Source organism: Halorubrum luteum, assembly GCF_054652935.1.
This window is the reverse complement of the sequence record NZ_BAAIGT010000002.1, coordinates 2979452-2997343: the sequence shown is the minus strand read 5'-3', so window position 1 is coordinate 2997343 and position 17892 is coordinate 2979452. Positions and strand designations below refer to the sequence as shown.

Genomic DNA, 17892 nt, shown 5'->3' with positions numbered 1-17892 from the left:
GCACGGATCATTCCTCCGCTACTCGCCGGTATCCGAGCCGTTCTTGCCGATCGAACTCCCCGCGTCGTCGTCGCCGTCGACCACTTTCTTTCCGGTCGCCATCGGGACGACACGTCGGTCGGCGTCGGCCCACTCGCGGTCCAGCTCCGCGCCGTCGAAGAGTCGGTCGAGAAACACGGCGAGGCCGGCGACCTCGGAGTGCGGCTGGTTGGTGACGCCGACGTTGAAGTCCGCGCGCTCGTACAGCTCCCACGGCACCTTCTCGCCGCCGACGACGACGAGGAGGTCCTCGTGCTCGTCGACGACCGCCGATCGGATCTCGGCTTCGACGTCCTGGATCCGCTCGCCGTACATCGTGAGATGGACGACGACGCCGTCGAACTCGCGGACGATCGCCGCCTGATCCTCCCGGAGTTCGACGGTGAAGGGGCCGCCGAACCGGGACGTAATGTCCCGGACGGTCGCCGCGGACTGGCCGGCGTTGTCGGGGAGCACGACCCGATCCGCCCCGAGCGCCCGCGCCGTCAGTCCGACGTGGGTCGTCATGCGATCGTCGCGCCCCGGTCGGTGGCCGTACCGGAGGACGACGACCTCGCGTTCGTCGTTCATACGCGTCCTGTCTCGGGAATCGCCGTGGACCTTTCGATGCGCGGATCACGCTCGGTCGCCCGCTCTTGCGACTTCCCATGGCGTCGGGGGCACTGACGACGGTCGGATAATCCAACGGTACGATCGATGTCGAACGATTCGATGCTCCGGCGGCTCACTCCTCGTCCGGAAGCACTCCCGCCGCACGGAGGTCGGCGTCCAGTTCGCCGTCGCCGTGTTCGGCGTACGCTTCGGGCGTGTACGTCTTGATCTCCAGCGCGTGGACGGACCGAGTCATATGGTCCCCGACGGCGTCGTACACGCGCTGATGCTGGTCGACGAGCGACTCGCCCTCGAACGCGGGCGACACGACGAACGCCGCGAAATGGGCATCCTCGTCCTCGTCGTTGTGCACACGCGGGGCAACGACACGCGCGACGGCGTCCGGGATCTCCGCTTCGATCAGCTCTTCCACGTCGGCCGGCTGAATGGTCATACCGATCCCATCGGCGCGCGGGTGCAAAAGCGGACCGCAACCGGTTTCTCGGAGCGGGTCGGAGCGCCGGGCGTGGTGAAGCCCGACTCGACGCTCGATCCGGATGCGGCTCGCGACCGGCTGCTCGCGGCTCACTCGGCGGTCGTCGAGACGACGCTCGACTGCGCGGCGGCGGTCGCGACGGGGTTCGAGGAGACCGTCGAGACGGCACCCGCAACCCGTGATTCGCGGGCCGCCAGAGCCGGGCTCCGAGCGACGCTCGAACGGGCCGGCGTGCTCGAGTCCCTCGCGGACGTGCTCCCGGAGCTCGTCGACGCCGCGGGCGGAACGCTCCGGGCGTCGCCCGTTCCAGCCCCGCCGTACGTCGCGGTCACTGCGGACGGCCCCGTGCTTCGCGCGACGGTCGGCGACGTGCGGCTCGTGGCCCGGATCGCCGTCTACGAGGTCGTCGACGGCGCGTTCGTCTGGCGAGAGCCGTCGCCCGAGACGGCGGTGTGCGTGGCCGTTCTGGCGTGACCACTCCATGGACCGATTGGCGGGCCCCGCTCTTCGAGCGTCGAGCCGCCGAACGACCGCTACTCCTGCCAATCCGGGTCCGGTCGCGGGGGAGAGAACACGTCGAATCCCTCGACCGGGACGTCCCGGTCGTTGACGGCCGCATGTGGCTCACCGCCGGGGATCACGAACGTGTCGCCCTCGTGGACGACCAGTTCCTCGCCGTCGATGCGGAACGTGAGGGTCCCCTGCGTGATGGTGCCGACCTGTTCGTGTGGATGGTCGTGTTCCGGAACCCTCGCGCCCGGCTCGATGTAGAACCGCTGGATGCTCGCGTTCTCGCCCGCTGCACCCTGCGTGAGATGAACGCCCTCGACGACCTCGACCGAATCGACGTCGGCGTCGGTGATGATATCCATACCGAGGAGGCGTCGCGGTCGGAGTTAAAAGGGGCGACCGATCCGACCGCGGGGCTCGGACGACCGATCCGACCGCGGAGCTCGGCCGGCGACGACGCAGCTCACCCGCATCGTCCGTCTTAAGAGGCGCGGGGACGGAGACGACGGTAATGAGTCTCGCCATCGACGCTCCGGCTCCGGCGGCACCCGACTGTGCTCAGGACGGCACGTGGCTCGCCTGCATCGAGTGCGGGGAGACGTTCGCGCCGTTCGAGGACGTGCGATACACCTGCGACGACTGCGGCGGCCTGCTCGAAGTGCGGTACGACGACCCGCCGACGTTCGAGGAGTTCGGCGCCGGCGCGCCCACGGACGGCCCGGACCGCGGCGTCTGGCGCTACCGCGAGGCGCTCCCGTTCGACCTCGGCGTCACCCTCCCCGAGGGCGACACCCCGCTGCACCGCGTCCCGCGGATCGAGGAGGCGGTCGGCGTCGACACGCTCCGGGTCAAACACGAGGGGATGAACCCCACCGGCTCGTTCAAGGACCGCGGGATGACCGTCGGCGTGCGCGTCGCGAAGGAGCTCGGCGTCGGCGCGCTGGCGTGTGCCTCGACGGGAAACACGTCGGCTGCGCTCGCGGCGTACGGCGGCCGCGGCGGGATGCAGACGCTCGTCCTCCTTCCGCAGGGAAAGGTCGCGGCCGGCAAGGTCGCGCAGGCGAGCCTCCACGGCGCTCGGATCCTCGAGGTCGACGGCAACTTCGACGCGTGCCTCGACATCGTTCAGGAGCTCGCAACCCGCGGTGAGGCGTACCTGCTCAACTCGCTGAATCCGTTCCGACTCGAGGGGCAGAAGACGATCGGCTTCGAGATATTAGAGGAGTTTCACGCCGACCACGGGACGTACCCCGACCGGATCGTCCTCCCCGTCGGCAACGCCGGGAACACGTCGGCGATTTATAAGGGGTTCCGCGAACTCGTCCAGTCGGGCGCGCTCGACCCCGCCGAGGTGCCGAAGCTCACCGGCGTGCAGGCCGCGGGCGCAGCCCCGATGGTCGAAGCGATAGAGGAGGGGAACGACGAGATCCGGCGGTGGGAAGAGGTGGAGACGCGCGCGACCGCGATCCGCATCGGCAACCCCGTCAACGCGCCGAAGGCGATCCCCGGAATCCGCAACACGGGCGGGACCGCCGTCGCCGTCAGCGACCCGGAGATCAGCGCCGCACAGCGTCACCTCGCCAGCGAGGGCGTCGGCGTCGAACCCGCCTCCGCCGCGAGCCTCGCCGGCGTCAAGAAGCTCCGGCGGCAGGGCGTTATCGACGCCGATGAGCGGGTGGTCTGTCTGACGACGGGGCACCTGTTAAAAGACCCCGAGGCGGCGTACGAGACCGGCGGCGACCCCGAGCCGGTGCCGAACGACGTCGACGCGGTCCTGAGCCACTTACACGAGTGAGCGGGCACCGAACCGCTCACACGTACGGACTCCGAACCGCTCACGCGGGAGCTGGATCCGAACCGCTCACTCCCAGTTGTGAAGCGCGTCCTGGAACACCTGCTCGACGTCAGCTTTCGTCACCGGGCGCGGGTTACATCTGAGCAGCCGCTGCTGGCTCTCGACGGTCCGTTCGGCCAGTTCGCCGGTGTCGTCGACGGTGATGCCGGCGAGCTCGTGCAGCCCGCTCGGCAACACGTTGAGATCCCGCTGGAGCCGGACGAACTCCTCCCGGGCCTCGTCGGCGGCCTCGCGGGTGCTCAGCCCGGAGGTGTCCGCGCCGAGCATCTCGGCGACCGTCGCGAACCGCGGCGGATCGCTCGCGACGTTGTAGCCGAGCGTGCTCGCGGGCGTTAACGCGGCGATCGTCTCGCCGTGGTACGTGTGGTAGTTGTTGCCAACTGGGTACGCCATCGCGTGCGCGAGGCTCGCACCAGCCGTGAGCCCGGCGACCGCACCGAACAGCGCGCCTTTCAACATCGCGCCACGCGCCTCCACGCCGTCGCCGTTGTTGACGACACGTCGGACGTTCGACGCGAGGAGGTCGATCGCCGTCTCGCTGAACATCTCCGTGAAATCGGTGCGACCGGCGTACACCGGCCGGTCGGCGGGGTCCGTCGGACGGAGCAGGTCGTCGTAGCGGTGCGTGGTGTACCCCTCGATCGCGTGGCCGAGCGCGTCCATCGCGGTTTTCGCGGTGAGGTCCGGCGGGAGCGTCGTCGTCAGCGTCGGGTCGAGCACCGCGGCATCCGCGCGGACGTGAGGACTGGAGATCCCCTCCTTGATGTTCTTCGCTTTCACCGAGAGGATCGCCACCGGAGAGATCTCCGAGCCGGTGCCGGCGGTCGTCGGCAACAGGATGAGCGGCGGTCCCGACTCCGTCAGCGCCTCGCCGGCGCCGGTCGGCTCGGCGACGTAATCGAGCAGCTCTCCGCCGTTGGCGATCACGGCTCGGGTCGCCTTCGCGGTGTCCAGACAGCTCCCGCCGCCGAGCCCGAGATAGAAGTCGTACCCCGCCTCACCCATCGCCTCGCGGACGAACGAGATGCAGTCCTCGACGGCCGCGATCGACGGTTCGCGCTCGACGCCGTCGTACACGTCGACGTCGAAGCCGTCGGCGTCGAGCTCGTCGACGACGCGGTCGACGTGGCCGATCGATACGAGCGTCTCGTCGGTGACGATGAGCCCGCGAGCGTTGCCGTCGATCCCGAGCTGTGCGAGCTGGTAGCCGAGTTCGTCGGCCGCGCCGGCTCCCACCCGGATCGCTGGCATTCGCACCTCCCAGACGGTTTCCGGCGACAGCTCGTGGGGGTCCGCGGAGACGGAGCGCTCGTAGCTCACAGCCCCCACCCGGGTTGGATCGCCTCGAACTGCTCGGGGTCGTGCCCGAACACGACCTCCGCGTCGTGTCGGCGCTCGTACGACCGGATCCGCTGGAGGCTGTCGCGCCACTCGGTTTTCCCCCACATGAGCGGTCCGCCGAGGGGCACCTCGTCCTGATAGTTCTCGTCCATGTACACCTGGTCGCCGGTGAACACGACCGTTCCGTCGTCGTCGAGATGGATCACGGAGCCGGTGAGCCCCGGGGTGTGGCCGGGGAAGCGGACGAACTCGAGGTCCTCGAACTGCTCCTCGCAGTCGTCGTGGAGGATCTGCCAGTTGAGGTCGTGGTCGAAGTCGTCGAGCACGTACGCGCTGCTTCCCTCGGCCGTCTTCGCGCTGTAGTAGGCGAACTTCATCTCCTTCTCGTGGACGTACACGGGGACGTCGGTGCCGTCGAAGAACTCCAGCCCCCCGGCGTGGTCGAGATGGAGGTGGCTCTGGAACACGGCGTCGATGTCGTCGATCGAGTAGCCGGCCGCCTCCAGGTCGTCGTCGAGTCGGTGTTCGCTGGCGTCGTGCGGATAGAACGCCTGCGTGAGCCCCGCCGGCCAGTGGCCGTCGGCCGCCTCGTGATGCGAGCCGGTGTCCCAGAGGATCGTCGCCTCCGGGTGGTCGATGACGAGGTTCCAGACGGGGATCTCCCCGTACTCGATATCGGGGTTCTGCTCGTCGTACGTCGCGATGGTGTTCGCCTCCATCATGTAGTTCATGTCGCAGTACAGCCCGCCGCGGTCGATGACGTGAATTTCGGCGTTGACCATGCCGATCTATGTTGGTGAACTTTAATGATAAATGTGAGTGTGCACGCTCCCACCATCGGCGCGACGAGACACGAACCGTCGAACGACGTCGACGCGGGACGAAGCCGGACGAAGCCGGACGTCGAACGGCAGGGAGAGCGTGGCGCAACCGATGTGACGAGTTTCGGGTCCCGGTGGAGTTCACCCCCGCAGGCGGGTCAGTTGCCCGTCCAGCGGAGGATCGCGAGCGTGCCCTCGTAGAGGACGATCATCGTGAGGGTGACGATGATCGGGGCCATCCCGGTCGGGTCCGGGCTGAAGATGAACGCGATCCCGAGGAACGCCCCCCAGAAGATGAGGCGTTTGTCCTCGAGCCACTCGCGGGTGACGAGGTTCATCATGATCGCGAGCATGATGAAAAGCGGGATCTGGAACACGATCGCCATGAACGCGAGCATGACGACGATGAGGTTGAACGTCTCCGCGAGCCCGAACGCGATCACGGCGGCGTCGGCAGTGTAGGTGGTGAAATACGAGAAGATCGCCGGCAGCACGAGGAAGTGTGCGAACGCGACGCCGATCGATCCGAGCACGAGGCTCGTCGGGACCGCGGCGAGGTAGTAGCGCCGCTCGTTCTCGTACAGTCCCGGCTTCATGAACCGATACGTCTGGTAGACGAACGCGGGGAGTCCGATGACGACGCCGGCGATTCCCGCCACCTTCAACCGGGTAAGCGGGAGTTCGAGGGGACCGTACAGCCGGGGACGGTTCTCCGCCGGGGCTGGGATGTGGTAGTTCCAGAAGTAGTTGATCATCGACGTCGACTCCGTGAGCGCGACGAGCGTCGCGAGCCCGCCGACGAGAAAGACGACCGCCAGACGACGCATCATCTCCTCGATGTGTGCCGCCAACGGCATCTCCTCGTCCGATTCGGGCCCCTCGATACCGCCGAACGCTGCCTCTTCGTCCACGTCGGCTTCGTCGATCTCTCCGGTCTCGTCTTCGTCGATCTCTCCGGTCTCGTCTTCGTCGGTCTCCTCGGCTTCCACGTCCTCCTCAGAGCCGTCTGTGTCGTCGGAGCTGTTCAGTTGACTCGCTTCAAACAACCCGAGTTCGGAGTCTTCATCACTCTCGTCGCCTTCCCCGTCACTCTCATCGTCGTCGCCGTCCGCGTCGCTCTCTCCGCTCTCTTCATCTTCGCCGTCCGCATCCGTACCGCCATCGTCGTCGGGCGTGTCCGGGCGGCCCGTCTCGGACATCCCGGCTTCGGAGTCATCCTCGCCCGACCCGGCATCCGTCTCCGCGACGGCATCGTCCGCCTCGGAGCCCTCGTCCGCTGTGACGCCATCACTGGCGTCAGGATCGCCGACCGGGTCGCTATCGGGTGATTCGGCCTCCGTCATCGACCCGCCGTCGCCGTCTCCCCCGGACGGGGAGTCGGGATCGGATGGCTCGTCGCGCGACCGGTCGGAGTCCTCCATTCAGTTCTTCTACGCCACGGGGTGATTATAGGCCTTTTCGGATAGCTCCGACGAGGGGTGCCTTTCGTCCCGTTGCTTCCGGCCCGCCAGCACGGACGCGGTCGAAAAGGTTGATAACCGCGACGGACTTCGGGGTCGATATGGCGAGTGCCCTCGACGAGGATACCCAGCAGTCACTCGCGGCGGGCCGCGAGTCGGCGAAGGCCGTCCTCCGGTCGGTCCAGAAAGATCTCCAGAAGGTGTTCATCGTCTTCCTGTTGGGGTTCCTCGGTACGTTCTGGGCACTCCGAATCTACGTCTGGGACTTCCTCAAAGGCGTCACCGAGGCGAACATGACCCCGGATGTCGCCGAGAGCACGGAGATCATCGCACAGACGCCGTTCGAGGTGATCCTGCTACAGGCGAAGATCGGACTGATCATCGGCGGCATCGTCGCGATCCCGCCGTTGATCTACTTCGCGCGCGACGAGCTCCGCGAGCGCGGCATGTGGCCCGACGCGCCGATCCCCCGGTGGAAGCTCGCCGCGATCGCGCTGCTCGCGACCGGCCTGTTCGCCGTCGGCGTCGCGTACGGGATCTACGCGTTCTTCCCGATCATGTTCTCGTTCCTCGCCGGGTTCGGTCTGGAGGCCGGACTCCAGCCAACCTACTCCATCGTGATGTGGACGGAGTTCATCGTCTTCCTCTCGCTGTCGTTCGGTCTCGCCGGACAGATGCCGCTTCTCGTCACCGGCCTTTCGTACTCCGGGATCGTCCAGTACGAGACGTTCCGTGACAAATGGAAGTACGCGGTCGTCGCGATCTTCGTGTTCGGCGCGCTGTTCTCACCGCCGGACCCGTTCACCCAGCTGATGTGGGCGTTCCCGCTCATCGCGCTGTACGGGTTCAGCCTCTATCTCGCCAAGCTGGTCGTCACCGCCCAACGCAGCTCCGACCGGATCGACGTCGGCGACGCGGTCCGAAACCACTGGAACGTCGTCGCCGGCGCGGCCGTGTTCGGCGGCGGGGTCGTGTACGCCTTCTACGAGTACGGCGGTCGAACCGGCGCGAACGACCTCCTCCGGTGGGCCGGCAGCGACTGGCGATTCCTCCCGCCCGGCGGCGGACTCGGACTCGACCCGGTCGTCGCCGCGGGCCTGTACGCGGTCGCGTGGGCGGCGTCGTTCGCGTTCCTCGCGACGCTGTGGGCCGTCTACGTCGACCTCGACACCACGAGCGCGGGGTACCAGTACGGGGATCCGACAGCGATCGACGTCGGCGAACTCGACGCCGCGGGGGTTCGTGCGGCCCCCGACGACGCGTTCGTCGAAATGAGCGAGGAGGAGTCGCTCCGGCTCGCGCAGACGGCGCTCGACGAGGGGAACCCCGAGAAGGGACAGGCGATACTCGACCGGTTCGACGCAGCCGCCGCCGAGCGCGACGCGGCGGACGCCGACGGCGACGATGGCAACACTGATTCGGACGCCTCGGCTGGCGGGGGCGGCTCCGGCGGTCTCACGAGCGAGGTGAGCGACCGGACCTCCCGAGCCAGTTCGACGTTCCTCTCGGAGCTTACCGAGGGCGACGACGCGGAAGACGACATCGGCGGCTACTACAAGGACCTCCGATTTATCCTCGATTCGCTCCGGTCGCGGTCGTTCCACCTCCTCGTCGTCTTCGGCGGGGTGATGGCGGCGGCGTTCACGTGGCTGTATCTCGGCGGGCTCCGGAGGATCGTCGCCGACCTCGAATCTCGCGTCCCAGCGGAGATCGACGGCGGGATCAACGTGATCACGCTCCACCCCGTCGAGGCGCTGATCTTCATGGTGAAGGTGTCCATCCTGCTCGGGCTGATCGCCGTCTTCCCGCTGGTGCTGTACTACGCGTGGCCCGCGCTCCGCGAGCGCGGGTTCGTCGCCGGTCGCGTCCGACAGGTGTACGTCTGGACCGGCTCGCTCGCGGCCGGACTGGTCGGCGGGTTCATGCTCGGCTACACGTACATCGCACCGGGGATCATCGGCTGGCTGATCACGGACGCGGCGAGCGCCGACATGATCATCACGTATCAGGTGAGCGATTTCCTCTGGCTCGTGATCTTCACGACCATCGGGATCGGCTTCCTCGCCGACGTTCCCGTGGTGATGGTGCTTTTAAATAAAGCGGGAGTCCCGTACGACGCCTTCAGAGGGCGGTGGCGCGAGGTCACCGTGGGGATCATGCTGTTTGCAGCCGTGTTCACGCCCGCGGACGTGGTCACGATGTTCCTGATGACGGTTCCGATCATGGCCGCGTACGGCGTCGGGGTCGGGATGCTGTTTTTCGTCACGTTCGGCGGAAAACGGAACCTCTCGCCGCCGGCCGCGATCATCGATCGATAGCGAGCGCCGCTGTCACAGAGCTGTTGTCAGGGTGCGTGGTCCGCGATCGCATACCCGCATCAGCCGTGCGACGCTGCGTACTTCCTGAGAGAGGTCGGGCGTACGTCGCTCATGAGCGTGGATAGGTGGGTTTATTCGCGCGGTGAAAAACGACCTTCGCGGCTCAGCCGTCCGCCGTCAACTCCTCGGCGACCGCGTCCGCGTCCAGAAGTGCCGGGTCGACGGCGAGGTCGGCGACGGCAGCAACGAACTCCGGCAGCGACCGCCCGGAGTACGTCACGGCGACCACGTCGGGATTGAGATCCTTCGCGACCGGGATGCCGGTCGCCTCCTCCACGTCGGTCAACACGAAGTAGTCGGCCGTCTCGATCCCTGCGGCTTCCAGCTCGCTCGTCGTGACGACGTCGCCGATCCGCGACACGTCGACATCGAACGCCTCCAGCGCCGTGCCGATGCCGTGCTCGTCCGGGCCGGCGACGATCGCCCGTAGTCGGTCCCCCGACATCACTCGTACTCGATCGTCGCGGGCGGTTTGTGGGTGACGTCGTAGACGACGCGGGCGACGTTGTCGTTCTCGCCGGTGATCCGGCTCTGGATCCGCTGGAGCGTGCTCCAGTCGATCTCCTGAGCGCGCGCGGTCATTCCGTCGCGGCTCTCGACCGAGCGCACGGCGACGATCCAGCCGTGAACGCGATTGTCCCCTTTCACGCCGGTTCCTTTGCCGATCACGGCGGCGAACGCCTGCCAGGGCTCGTACGCTGCCAGCTCATCCTCGACGACGTGGCAGGCCTCGCGGGCGACCGCCGCCTTCTCGCGGGTCACCTCACCGATGACTCGCACGGCGAGTCCGGGGCCGGGGAACGGCATCCGCTCGGAGATGATCTCCTCTAACCCGAGCGCGCGAGCGACCTCGCGCACCTCGTCTTTGTACAGGTCGCGGACCGGCTCGACGATCCCCTCGAAGTCGACGACCTCCGGGAGGCCGCCCACGTTGTGGTGGGATTTGATGTTTCCTTCCGACTCGATCCGGTCGGGATAGATCGTCCCCTGCACGAGGTACTCCGCGTCGACGTCGCGCGCGACCGTCTCGAACTCGTCGATGAACCCCTCGCCGATGACGTGTCGCTTCGCTTCGGGGTCGGTGACCCCCTCCAGCCGGTCGAAGAAGCGGTCCTGCGCCTCGACGATCCGCAGCGACTCCATGAACGAAAACGTCTCGCGGATCTCCGCAGTCTCGCCTTTCCGCATCAGCCCGGTGTCGACGTAGACGGGCGTGAGCTGGTCGCCGACCGCCTCGTACGCGAGCGTCGCCGCAACCGAGGAGTCGACGCCGCCGGATAAGGCGATCACCGCGTTCGCGTCACCTATCGCCTCGCCGATCTCCGCTACCGCCTCGTCGATGAACTCGTCCGGATCGACCATCTATACCCTCACGTTCGCGTCCCGCTCGGTTGTCTCCGTCGATTCCAGTGCGGCCTCCACCAGCGCGACGAACGGCGGGCTCGCCCGGTCGGGACGTGACCGGAACTCCGGATGCGCCTGCGTCCCGAAGAAGAACGGGTGGTCCGCCCGTTCGAGGATCTCCATCCGGTTGTCGGCGCGACCCGAAAACCGCAGTCCGTCGCCCTCCAGCTCGTCGATGTACTCGGGGTTCACCTCGTAGCGGTGGCGGTGACGCTCCGTACAGGAGTCGGCGTCGTACACCTCGGCGGCGAGCGTTCCCGGCTCGATGTCGGTTACGTGCGCGCCGAGCCGCATCGTACCGCCCATCTCCTCGGTCTCGTACTGGCTCGGAAGCAGGTCGATGACGGGGTGGGGGGTGTCGGGGTCGAGCTCCGCGGAGTGGGCGTCGATGAGCCCGAGCACGTTCCGAGCGTGTTCGACGACCGCCATCTGGAAGCCCAGACAGAGCCCGAGGAAGGGAACGTCGTTCTCGCGGGCGTGACGGATCGCCTCGACCTTCCCGTCCGTGCCGCGGGAGCCGAACCCTCCGGGGACGACGACGGCGTCCGCGCTTCGGAGCCGCTGTTCGTGGTGGTCCCGCGTCTCGTCGGCGTCGACCCAGAGCACGTTCACCTCCGTCTCCGTCTCGATCCCGGCGTGTTTCAGCGCCTCGTGGATCGACATGTACGCGTCCTCCAGCGCGTACTTCCCGACGAGCGCCACGTCGATCTCCTTGTCGCGGTCGCGGGTAACGAGCTCGCGCCACTCCGTCGACCGTTCCGCCTTCGGGAGCGCCTCCCCGGTGAGCTCGAGCCGCTCCATCACGTACTCGTCTAACCCCTCGTCCTCGACCATCAGCGGGACGTGATAGATGTCCTCCACGTCCGGGTTCGAGAAGACGGCGTCCGTCGGCACGTCACAGAACAGCGCGATCTTCTCTTTGACGTCGGGTTCGAGTCGGTCCTCGCACCGACCGACGAGAACGTCGGGCTGGAGCCCGATGGAGCGTAGCTCCTTTACGGAGTGTTGGGTCGGTTTCGTCTTCTGCTCGCCGTTTTTCGAGTACGGAACGAGCGTGACGTGTGCAAACAGAATGTCCTCGGGCGCCTCCTCGTGAGCGAACTGGCGAAGCGCCTCCAGGAACGGCATCGACTCGATGTCGCCGACCGTTCCGCCGATCTCGACGAGACAGACGTCGGAGCCCTCGGCGGCCTCTCTGATCCGGCGTTTGATGTCGTCGGTGATATGGGGGATGATCTGCACCGTCTTTCCGAGGTAGTCGCCGGCGCGCTCGCGCTCGATGACGTGCTGGTACGTCTTCCCCGTGGTGACGTTGTGGTCGAACGTCATGTCCGTCCCGAGGAACCGCTCGTAGTTCCCCAAGTCGAGGTCGACCTCCCCGCCGTCTTTCAACACGTACACCTCGCCGTGCTCGTACGGGTTCATCGTCCCGGCGTCGACGTTGAGGTACGGGTCCACTTTCACGGCGGTGACGTCGAACCCGGCGTTCGCGAGCAGTCGGCCGGTGCTGGCGGCGGTGATGCCCTTTCCGAGCCCGGACATGACGCCCCCCGTTACGAAAACGAACTTGCGACCCAGCGAGGGGTCGTACCCCGTATCGGGATCCGTCGGCATACCGACCGTCCGTCAGGCCTCGGCAAAACCGTTTCGGAGGGGCGCTGGATAGTGAACGCGTGTCACGTTCAGGGTCGTTTTGGGAAGATCAAGTAGGGAAAGAATGGGATCGAGAGGAGTGAGCGACCTCGGGCCACCTAAAGACACTGTTTTTCGGATGACGAGAGCGATCTCGTGAGCCGAGGTAGACGGGAAAAACGCCATAACTACGGGAACGTTTTTCTTTTCTCCCGTACAACGAGCGAGTACGCCATGTCGAAATCGACGGACGAACGGGGGCGGATCTACCTCCCGAAAGACATCCGGAAGCGGTTCGGTGACCGGTACCGAATCGTCGAGCTCCCGAGCCACGTCGCGCTCTTCCCCGTTGACGAGGACCCACTGGAGGGCCTCCGAGCGGCTGTTGGCGATGCCTTCGCGGAGACGACGGCCGACGAGCTGAAAGCGGAAGCGCGCGAGACGATCTCCAAAGAGATTCGGACAGAAGCGGAATCCCGGTCACGGGACAGCGGGGAGTGAGCCGTGTACGTCGAGACGGACTTCCTCACCGCGCTGGTGAAAGACGACGACTGGCTGCAGGACGCCGCAGTTCGAGCCCTCGAAGAGCGCGACGACATCCACACCTCGATACTCACATACGCCGAGGTACTGGTGTTGTTCTACGACCGGGAGACCGCCGAGTATGCGATCGATGCGCCACGGGCGATTACCAACCTGCTCGAACTGGTTCCCATCCTGCCGAAAGAACACGAGGACGCGGTTCTGGCCGCCGCGGCGTTCCTCGATGAGTACGATCTCACCCCGTTCGATGCACTTCACGCCGGGATCGTCACAACGGGGACAGAGCGTGTGCTTTCGACTGAGCAGGACTACGACACCGTCGGCCTCGACCGCACACCGTTGGAACCCGGATCCTCCGGATAAAACCCCGTGAGCCGCCTCGAGGGCACTCAAATCGGATCGATGTGACGTGCCTCACACGACCCGCTCGCCGTCGACGAACACTGCCTCGGGGTCGCGCCACGCGTCGACCGTTTCGGTGGGGTCGTCGTCGAGGACGACCAGATCCGCGCGATAGCCTGCGGCAACCCGGCCGCAGTCGTCGAGCCCGAGCAGCTCCGCGGCGTTGACCGTGGCGGCCTCGAGCGCCTCCGCGGGCGAGAGCCCGTGCTCGACCATGTACGCCATCTCCTGCGGGATCTCCTCGAAGAAGTTAAAGGGGGTACCGGCGTCCGTCCCCATCGCGATCCGCACGCCCGCCTCGAGCGCGTGCTCCCACGCCGCCTCGAAGCGGTCGGCGGCGTCCTCGGCTTTCGCCACCGCGTCCGCCGGGATCCCGGCCTCGACCCCGTGGTCGACGATGCCGTGAAGCGCGCTCGCGGTCGGTACCCAGAACGTCCCGCGCTCGGCCATCAGCTCGGCGGCCGCCGCGTCCATGAACGTCCCGTGCTCGATGCTCGTGATCCCCGCCCGGACCGCGTTCTTGATCCCCGTCTCACCGTGGGCGTGTGCTGCAGTCGGCGTGTCGGTCGGCGCGGCCGCGTCCGTGAACGCCGCCAGCTCCTCGGGCGTTAGCTCCGGCGCGCCCGTCACCGCACCCTCGGTGAGCACGCCGCCGGTCGCCATGCATTTGAGCACGTCCGCCCCGGCCTTCAGCTGCTCGCGGGCGGCCTTGCGCACCTCGGCGGGGCCGTCGGCCTCCCGTCCGAACCAGTTGCCGTGGCCGCCGGTCATGATCACGTTGCGGCCGCAGGCGACGACGCGGGGTCCCGTCAGCACGCCGTCAGCGACCGCCTCCCCGGCGTCGAGCGCGAGCGTCCCCCGCGAGCCGAGATCCCGGACCGCGGTGACGCCAACGCTCACCGCGGCGTCGAGGTTCCGTGCCGCACGGTAGCTCGCCGCGTAGTCGCTCTCGTCGACCGCGCTCGCGACGTCCGGACGCCCGTCCATCATCAGGTGGACGTGCGAGTCGATCAGCCCCGGCGCGACCGTCTTCCCCGAGACGTCGGTCGTCTCCGCGGCGTCGAGGTCACCGTCGAGCGTCTCCTCGAGCTCGTCTCGATCGCCGACCGAAAGGATCTCGCCGTCCTCGATCACGACATCCGCCGTCCGCGTTCCCGCGGCGTCCGCCACCTGTCCGCCACGCAGTACGTGCATACGACATCGATCGCGGGATGGTGCCTAAAAGGTCGGATCGCGGAAGTCGGTGTATAACCCCGATAGCTCGGTCCGATCCGGCGCTCAGGTCGGATCGGGCTCCGGTTCGGTGACGTACGCCTGCAGGTCGTCGGGATCGACGCCAAGCCCCTGTCGCGTGAAGAAGGCAGCCACGTTCTCGCAGTCGCGGTCGAGGAACTCCCCGGCGTTCGGATGATGCACCGTGACCGCCTGCCCGAGGTCGATGACGACGAGCTCGCCCTCGTGGATGATCATGTTGTACTCCGAGAGGTCGCCGTGGATCAGCCCGGCGCGGTACAGTCGGCGCATGTACTCGCGGACGACATCGTACGCCGTCTCCGGGTTCTCGACGGTCACCTCGGAGAGTCGCCGGGCGCGGTCGTCGGCGTGACCGACCAGCTCCATCACGAGCACGTTCCGCTGGACCGCGATCGGCTCCGGGACGCGCACGCCGGCCGTGCGAGCGCGTTCGAGGTTCGCGAACTCCTTTTTCGTCCACGCCAGCACGACCGCCTTCTTGTCGTTCGCGATCCCCTCGAACCGCGGGTCGCCCTCGAGATACTCGCGCATCTGCCGGAAGTTCGAGGAGTTGATCCGGTACACCTTCACCGCGACCTCGCGGGCGCGCTCGTCGGCCGCCTCGGGGGATCCAGGCTCCGGACGCTCGCCCGCCTGCCCGCCGAGCGCTTCGAACACGCTCGCCTCCTTTCCGGTCGAGACGGGTCCGCCGAACGCGTCCACGTAGCCGTCCTGGACCAGCTTGTAGATGGCCGCCAGCGTCGCGTCGTCGAACACCGACTCCTGGAGCTTGAACTGCTCGGTGTCTTTCACCCGTTTGCGGAACTCGTCGAACTCCCGGTCCTGCCGGCGAGCGATCCGGTCGGCCTCCGTGTCGGAGACGTCCAGCTCCTCCCACTCGTCGCCGGGGCTCGTTTCGGGCTCGAGCAGCACGAACTCCTCGGTCATTCGCATCGACGTTCGGTCGCGGAACGTATAAGCGAGCGGGTCCGGCTACTCCTCCGTGACCGGCGAGTCGGACGCCTCGGGAACTCGCGCGACGGTCGTGATGGCGCGGGGGCTTCGCGGCGTCGCGCGCTGGATGTGGTGTTCGAACTCCTCGAATCCGGCCGCCGTGAACATGCGGTCGGCCTCCTCGGCGTCGTAAAACAGCATGATCGCGTCTGCGACGCGCTGGAGCACCGGGTTGTGGGGGTAGTCGGGGCCGACGACGAGCACCTGTCCGCCGGGTTTTCCGACGCGGCGGAGCTCCGCGAGCCCCTGCACCGGGTTCGGCCAGTACTCGATGGAGCCGGACGACCAGACGATGTCGAAGCTGTCGTCACGGAACGGGAGCCGTTCGGCGTCGCCACGGTAGAAGCGCACCGCGTCGTGTTTGCCGAACTTCTCGAACGCCTTCTCCATCTGGTGGACGCTCTGGTCGAGTCCGTGGACGTCGTCGGCGTGTTCGAGCAGCCCTTCGGTGCCGAAGCCGGTGCCGCAGCCGACATCGAGCACGCGGTCGTCGTCGCCGAACTCCAGCCAGGAGAGCGCCTCCGAGCGCATCTCCTCGGTCCAGTTGAACCGGTTCACCCGGTCGTACACCTTCGAGAGGTACTTGTAGAACAGCCGGGCGTTCGACTTGTCCTCGAGGATCCCCATTTGCCACTCGGTAGGGTTGCCCGCCCCATAACGACACGGATCCGCCCTGCTTAACCGGCCGCTCGACGATGGTGATCGTATGCACCCGACGACGCGCGGTCGATTCCGCATCCACGACCGTCGCCAGCGGCCGAACGTCGACGGACGCGTGGGCGGCGACGACGGACGCGTGGGCGGCGACGACGGACGCGTGGGCGGCGACGACGGACGTGTGGGCGGCGACGACGGACGCGTGGGCGGCGACGACGGACACCCTGACGAACTGGAGCCGACGACCGAGACGTCCGAGGAGTTCGTTATCGTCGAGCTTCCGTCCGAACCGGTCGATCCGACCACGCCGGAAGCCGCGGACGTGTACGACCCGATCTACGTCGACGTCGACGAAGGGGAGAGCCGGACCGCCGAGCTATCTCCCGGATACGTCGTCGACGCGACGCTCGCGTGGGACGACGGGACGGCCCGATTTTCGGCGCTCACCGTCGTTCGCGAGAGCCGGTTCCGCTTCGCCGACGGCGTCGAGGGGATGTTCGAGGCCGCCGTCGACGCGTGGGAGGGGATCCACGCGGCGGGCGAGGCGATGGGGTCGGTCACGACCCGATCGAACGACGGCGACCCGAACGGGGCGTTGTACCTGTTCGCCGACGGGCCTGGCAGCGACACCTTCGAGGCGATCCGCGCGGGGCGAATCCCGATCGAACCGTTAGTCGGTCGCGTCAACGCCGAGCGCGGCGACGCCCGCCGCGAGGTGTTCGTCCTCCGACCGGCCGCCCACGCGTTCGTCGCCGTCTACGTCGTCTTCGACCCGGACGGCGTCCTCGCGCGGACGGTCCGGGACACGTACGATCTCGGCGGCGGACTGGCGTCCGAGCTGGGCGCGGGAGGGGCTGCAGGCGTCGACGGCACGGAGACGGACGGTGCGAGCGAGTTCAACATCGGGATCGACGACGACCCAAAGTAGTCGACAACCGATCGCGCGTTGTCGGCGGTTCCGACACGCGTTTGCCTTCGGACGCGAGTGAACGAACGTGACTGACACGCCGACCGGACTCGACCGGGACCCGGAGCCGCGACCGCTCCGCGAGGATCCGCCGCCCGAAAGCCGCCGAACACGGCTGTGGCGGGTCGCGTACAACGTCTTTCCCGCCTACCGTGGGACCGGGGCACGAGTCGCACACATCGCCGGTAACTGGCAGTACGTGCGGGTGAAGATCCCGTACAACTGGCGAACGCGAAATCTGCTCGGTGCGATCTTCGGCGGGAGCCTCTACGGCGCGATCGACCCCGTGTACATGACGCTGTTACGCCGAAATCTCGGCGACGAGTTCACGGTGTGGGATAAGTCGGCCGCCATCGAGTTCCTCCGCCCCGGTCGCGAGACGCTGTACGCGGAGTTCGAGCTCGACGACGCGGCGATCGCCGAGCTTCGAGACCGCCTCGATCCCGGCGAGTCGGTCGATAGACGCTACCGCGTCTGCATCGTCGACGAGGCGGGGACGGTGTACGCCGTCTGCGAGAAAACGCTGTACGTCAGACGCGACGGTTGACC

Annotated in this window: 19 protein-coding genes; 7 read left to right on the top strand and 12 right to left on the bottom strand. The window is 67.2% G+C overall.

Translation table 11 applies throughout. The features are described 5' to 3' along the window. Window positions 1-18 precede the first annotated feature (18 nt). Window positions 19-609 (bottom strand): tRNA (cytidine(56)-2'-O)-methyltransferase, encoded by a 591-nt coding sequence (locus tag ACYQ0R_RS14860; RefSeq protein ID WP_459825320.1) that lies wholly within the window; start codon window positions 607-609, stop codon window positions 19-21. 154 nt (window positions 610-763) lie between these two features. Continuing rightward, window positions 764-1084 carry a BolA family protein gene (locus ACYQ0R_RS14855; RefSeq protein ID WP_459825317.1) on the bottom strand — a complete coding sequence of 107 codons (321 nt, stop codon included), beginning with the start codon at window positions 1082-1084 and terminating at the stop codon, window positions 764-766. 72 nt (window positions 1085-1156) lie between these two features. Here ACYQ0R_RS14855 and ACYQ0R_RS14850 point away from each other — a divergent pair, with 72 nt between their 5' ends. Next, window positions 1157-1600 (top strand): DUF7988 family protein, encoded by a 444-nt coding sequence (locus ACYQ0R_RS14850; RefSeq protein ID WP_459825314.1) that lies wholly within the window; start codon window positions 1157-1159, stop codon window positions 1598-1600. 59 nt (window positions 1601-1659) lie between these two features. Here ACYQ0R_RS14850 and ACYQ0R_RS14845 read toward each other — a convergent pair whose 3' ends face one another. Continuing rightward, window positions 1660-1998, bottom strand: a complete 339-nt coding sequence (locus ACYQ0R_RS14845; RefSeq protein WP_459825311.1) for a cupin domain-containing protein — start codon at window positions 1996-1998, stop codon at window positions 1660-1662. Between the two features lie 149 nt (window positions 1999-2147). On the opposite strand from ACYQ0R_RS14845, the gene thrC reads away from it, so the two are divergent. Next, a complete protein-coding gene (thrC, locus tag ACYQ0R_RS14840) occupies window positions 2148-3431 on the top strand; it encodes a threonine synthase (RefSeq protein ID WP_459825308.1) in 1284 nt (427 codons plus the stop codon). Between the two features lie 66 nt (window positions 3432-3497). On the opposite strand, the gene ACYQ0R_RS14835 is transcribed toward thrC, so the two are convergent. The 3 genes from ACYQ0R_RS14835 to tatC form a co-directional block, all read right to left on the bottom strand. Further along, window positions 3498-4811, bottom strand: coding sequence for a hydroxyacid-oxoacid transhydrogenase (locus ACYQ0R_RS14835; RefSeq protein WP_459825305.1), 1314 nt, complete (start codon window positions 4809-4811; stop codon window positions 3498-3500). Continuing rightward, window positions 4808-5614 carry an N-acyl homoserine lactonase family protein gene (locus ACYQ0R_RS14830; RefSeq protein ID WP_459825302.1) on the bottom strand — a complete coding sequence of 269 codons (807 nt, stop codon included), beginning with the start codon at window positions 5612-5614 and terminating at the stop codon, window positions 4808-4810. Before ACYQ0R_RS14830 ends, ACYQ0R_RS14835 begins: the two co-directional genes overlap by 4 nt. Window positions 5615-5811: 197 nt before the next feature. Further along, window positions 5812-7074, bottom strand: coding sequence for a twin-arginine translocase subunit TatC (tatC, locus tag ACYQ0R_RS14825; protein WP_459825299.1), 1263 nt, complete (start codon window positions 7072-7074; stop codon window positions 5812-5814). Window positions 7075-7214: 140 nt separating this feature from the next. Between tatC and ACYQ0R_RS14820 the strand changes: the two genes are divergently transcribed. Continuing rightward, window positions 7215-9431: a twin-arginine translocase subunit TatC gene (locus ACYQ0R_RS14820; RefSeq protein WP_459825296.1), complete on the top strand. Its 2217-nt coding sequence runs from the start codon at window positions 7215-7217 to the stop codon at window positions 9429-9431. A gap of 163 nt (window positions 9432-9594) precedes the next feature. Here the strand turns inward: ACYQ0R_RS14820 and ACYQ0R_RS14815 are convergent, their stop codons facing one another. Genes ACYQ0R_RS14815 through pyrG form a run of 3 tightly spaced genes read right to left on the bottom strand, consistent with a single transcriptional unit; the run spans window position 9595 to window position 12509 of the window. After that, on the bottom strand, window positions 9595-9936 hold the full coding sequence (locus ACYQ0R_RS14815) for a DUF7126 family protein (protein ID WP_459825293.1): 342 nt from the start codon (window positions 9934-9936) through the stop codon (window positions 9595-9597). After that, on the bottom strand, window positions 9936-10853 hold the full coding sequence (guaA, locus tag ACYQ0R_RS14810) for a glutamine-hydrolyzing GMP synthase (RefSeq protein ID WP_459825290.1): 918 nt from the start codon (window positions 10851-10853) through the stop codon (window positions 9936-9938). Before guaA ends, ACYQ0R_RS14815 begins: the two co-directional genes overlap by 1 nt. After that, on the bottom strand, window positions 10854-12509 hold the full coding sequence (pyrG, locus tag ACYQ0R_RS14805) for a CTP synthase (RefSeq protein ID WP_459825287.1): 1656 nt from the start codon (window positions 12507-12509) through the stop codon (window positions 10854-10856). It lies immediately after the preceding gene. A 252-nt stretch (window positions 12510-12761) separates the two neighbouring features. Between pyrG and ACYQ0R_RS14800 the strand changes: the two genes are divergently transcribed. Further along, window positions 12762-13028, top strand: coding sequence for an AbrB/MazE/SpoVT family DNA-binding domain-containing protein (locus ACYQ0R_RS14800; protein ID WP_459825284.1), 267 nt, complete (start codon window positions 12762-12764; stop codon window positions 13026-13028). 3 nt (window positions 13029-13031) lie between these two features. Next, window positions 13032-13433 carry a type II toxin-antitoxin system VapC family toxin gene (locus ACYQ0R_RS14795; RefSeq protein WP_459825281.1) on the top strand — a complete coding sequence of 134 codons (402 nt, stop codon included), beginning with the start codon at window positions 13032-13034 and terminating at the stop codon, window positions 13431-13433. A 51-nt stretch (window positions 13434-13484) separates the two neighbouring features. Here the strand turns inward: ACYQ0R_RS14795 and ACYQ0R_RS14790 are convergent, their stop codons facing one another. From ACYQ0R_RS14790 to ACYQ0R_RS14780, 3 genes are all read right to left on the bottom strand, one after another. Beyond that, a complete protein-coding gene (locus ACYQ0R_RS14790) occupies window positions 13485-14666 on the bottom strand; it encodes a metal-dependent hydrolase family protein (protein ID WP_459825278.1) in 1182 nt (393 codons plus the stop codon). An 84-nt stretch (window positions 14667-14750) separates the two neighbouring features. After that, window positions 14751-15653 carry a serine/threonine-protein kinase Rio1 gene (gene rio1 / locus ACYQ0R_RS14785; RefSeq protein ID WP_459825275.1) on the bottom strand — a complete coding sequence of 301 codons (903 nt, stop codon included), beginning with the start codon at window positions 15651-15653 and terminating at the stop codon, window positions 14751-14753. A 45-nt stretch (window positions 15654-15698) separates the two neighbouring features. After that, a complete protein-coding gene (locus ACYQ0R_RS14780; protein WP_459825272.1) occupies window positions 15699-16346 on the bottom strand; it encodes a methyltransferase domain-containing protein in 648 nt (215 codons plus the stop codon). 79 nt (window positions 16347-16425) lie between these two features. Between ACYQ0R_RS14780 and ACYQ0R_RS14775 the strand changes: the two genes are divergently transcribed. Both ACYQ0R_RS14775 and ACYQ0R_RS14770 read left to right on the top strand, forming a co-directional pair. Further along, window positions 16426-17304 carry a DUF6663 family protein gene (locus ACYQ0R_RS14775; protein WP_459825269.1) on the top strand — a complete coding sequence of 293 codons (879 nt, stop codon included), beginning with the start codon at window positions 16426-16428 and terminating at the stop codon, window positions 17302-17304. A 67-nt stretch (window positions 17305-17371) separates the two neighbouring features. Then, window positions 17372-17890: a DUF4442 domain-containing protein gene (locus ACYQ0R_RS14770; RefSeq protein ID WP_459825266.1), complete on the top strand. Its 519-nt coding sequence runs from the start codon at window positions 17372-17374 to the stop codon at window positions 17888-17890. Window positions 17891-17892 lie beyond the last annotated feature (2 nt).

Coding starts and splice junctions, on each gene's coding strand:
- ACYQ0R_RS14860 (WP_459825320.1), bottom strand. CDS start 609: ATGAACGACGAACGCGAGGTCGTCGTCCTCCGGTACGGCCACCGACCG.
- ACYQ0R_RS14855 (WP_459825317.1), bottom strand. CDS start 1,084: ATGACCATTCAGCCGGCCGACGTGGAAGAGCTGATCGAAGCGGAGATC.
- ACYQ0R_RS14845 (WP_459825311.1), bottom strand. CDS start 1,998: ATGGATATCATCACCGACGCCGACGTCGATTCGGTCGAGGTCGTCGAG.
- thrC (WP_459825308.1), top strand. CDS start 2,148: ATGAGTCTCGCCATCGACGCTCCGGCTCCGGCGGCACCCGACTGTGCT.
- ACYQ0R_RS14830 (WP_459825302.1), bottom strand. CDS start 5,614: ATGGTCAACGCCGAAATTCACGTCATCGACCGCGGCGGGCTGTACTGC.
- tatC (WP_459825299.1), bottom strand. CDS start 7,074: ATGGAGGACTCCGACCGGTCGCGCGACGAGCCATCCGATCCCGACTCC.
- ACYQ0R_RS14820 (WP_459825296.1), top strand. CDS start 7,215: ATGGCGAGTGCCCTCGACGAGGATACCCAGCAGTCACTCGCGGCGGGC.
- ACYQ0R_RS14815 (WP_459825293.1), bottom strand. CDS start 9,936: ATGTCGGGGGACCGACTACGGGCGATCGTCGCCGGCCCGGACGAGCAC.
- guaA (WP_459825290.1), bottom strand. CDS start 10,853: ATGGTCGATCCGGACGAGTTCATCGACGAGGCGGTAGCGGAGATCGGC.
- pyrG (WP_459825287.1), bottom strand. CDS start 12,509: ATGCCGACGGATCCCGATACGGGGTACGACCCCTCGCTGGGTCGCAAG.
- ACYQ0R_RS14800 (WP_459825284.1), top strand. CDS start 12,762: ATGTCGAAATCGACGGACGAACGGGGGCGGATCTACCTCCCGAAAGAC.
- ACYQ0R_RS14790 (WP_459825278.1), bottom strand. CDS start 14,666: ATGCACGTACTGCGTGGCGGACAGGTGGCGGACGCCGCGGGAACGCGG.
- rio1 (WP_459825275.1), bottom strand. CDS start 15,653: ATGACCGAGGAGTTCGTGCTGCTCGAGCCCGAAACGAGCCCCGGCGAC.
- ACYQ0R_RS14780 (WP_459825272.1), bottom strand. CDS start 16,346: ATGGGGATCCTCGAGGACAAGTCGAACGCCCGGCTGTTCTACAAGTAC.
- ACYQ0R_RS14775 (WP_459825269.1), top strand. CDS start 16,426: ATGCACCCGACGACGCGCGGTCGATTCCGCATCCACGACCGTCGCCAG.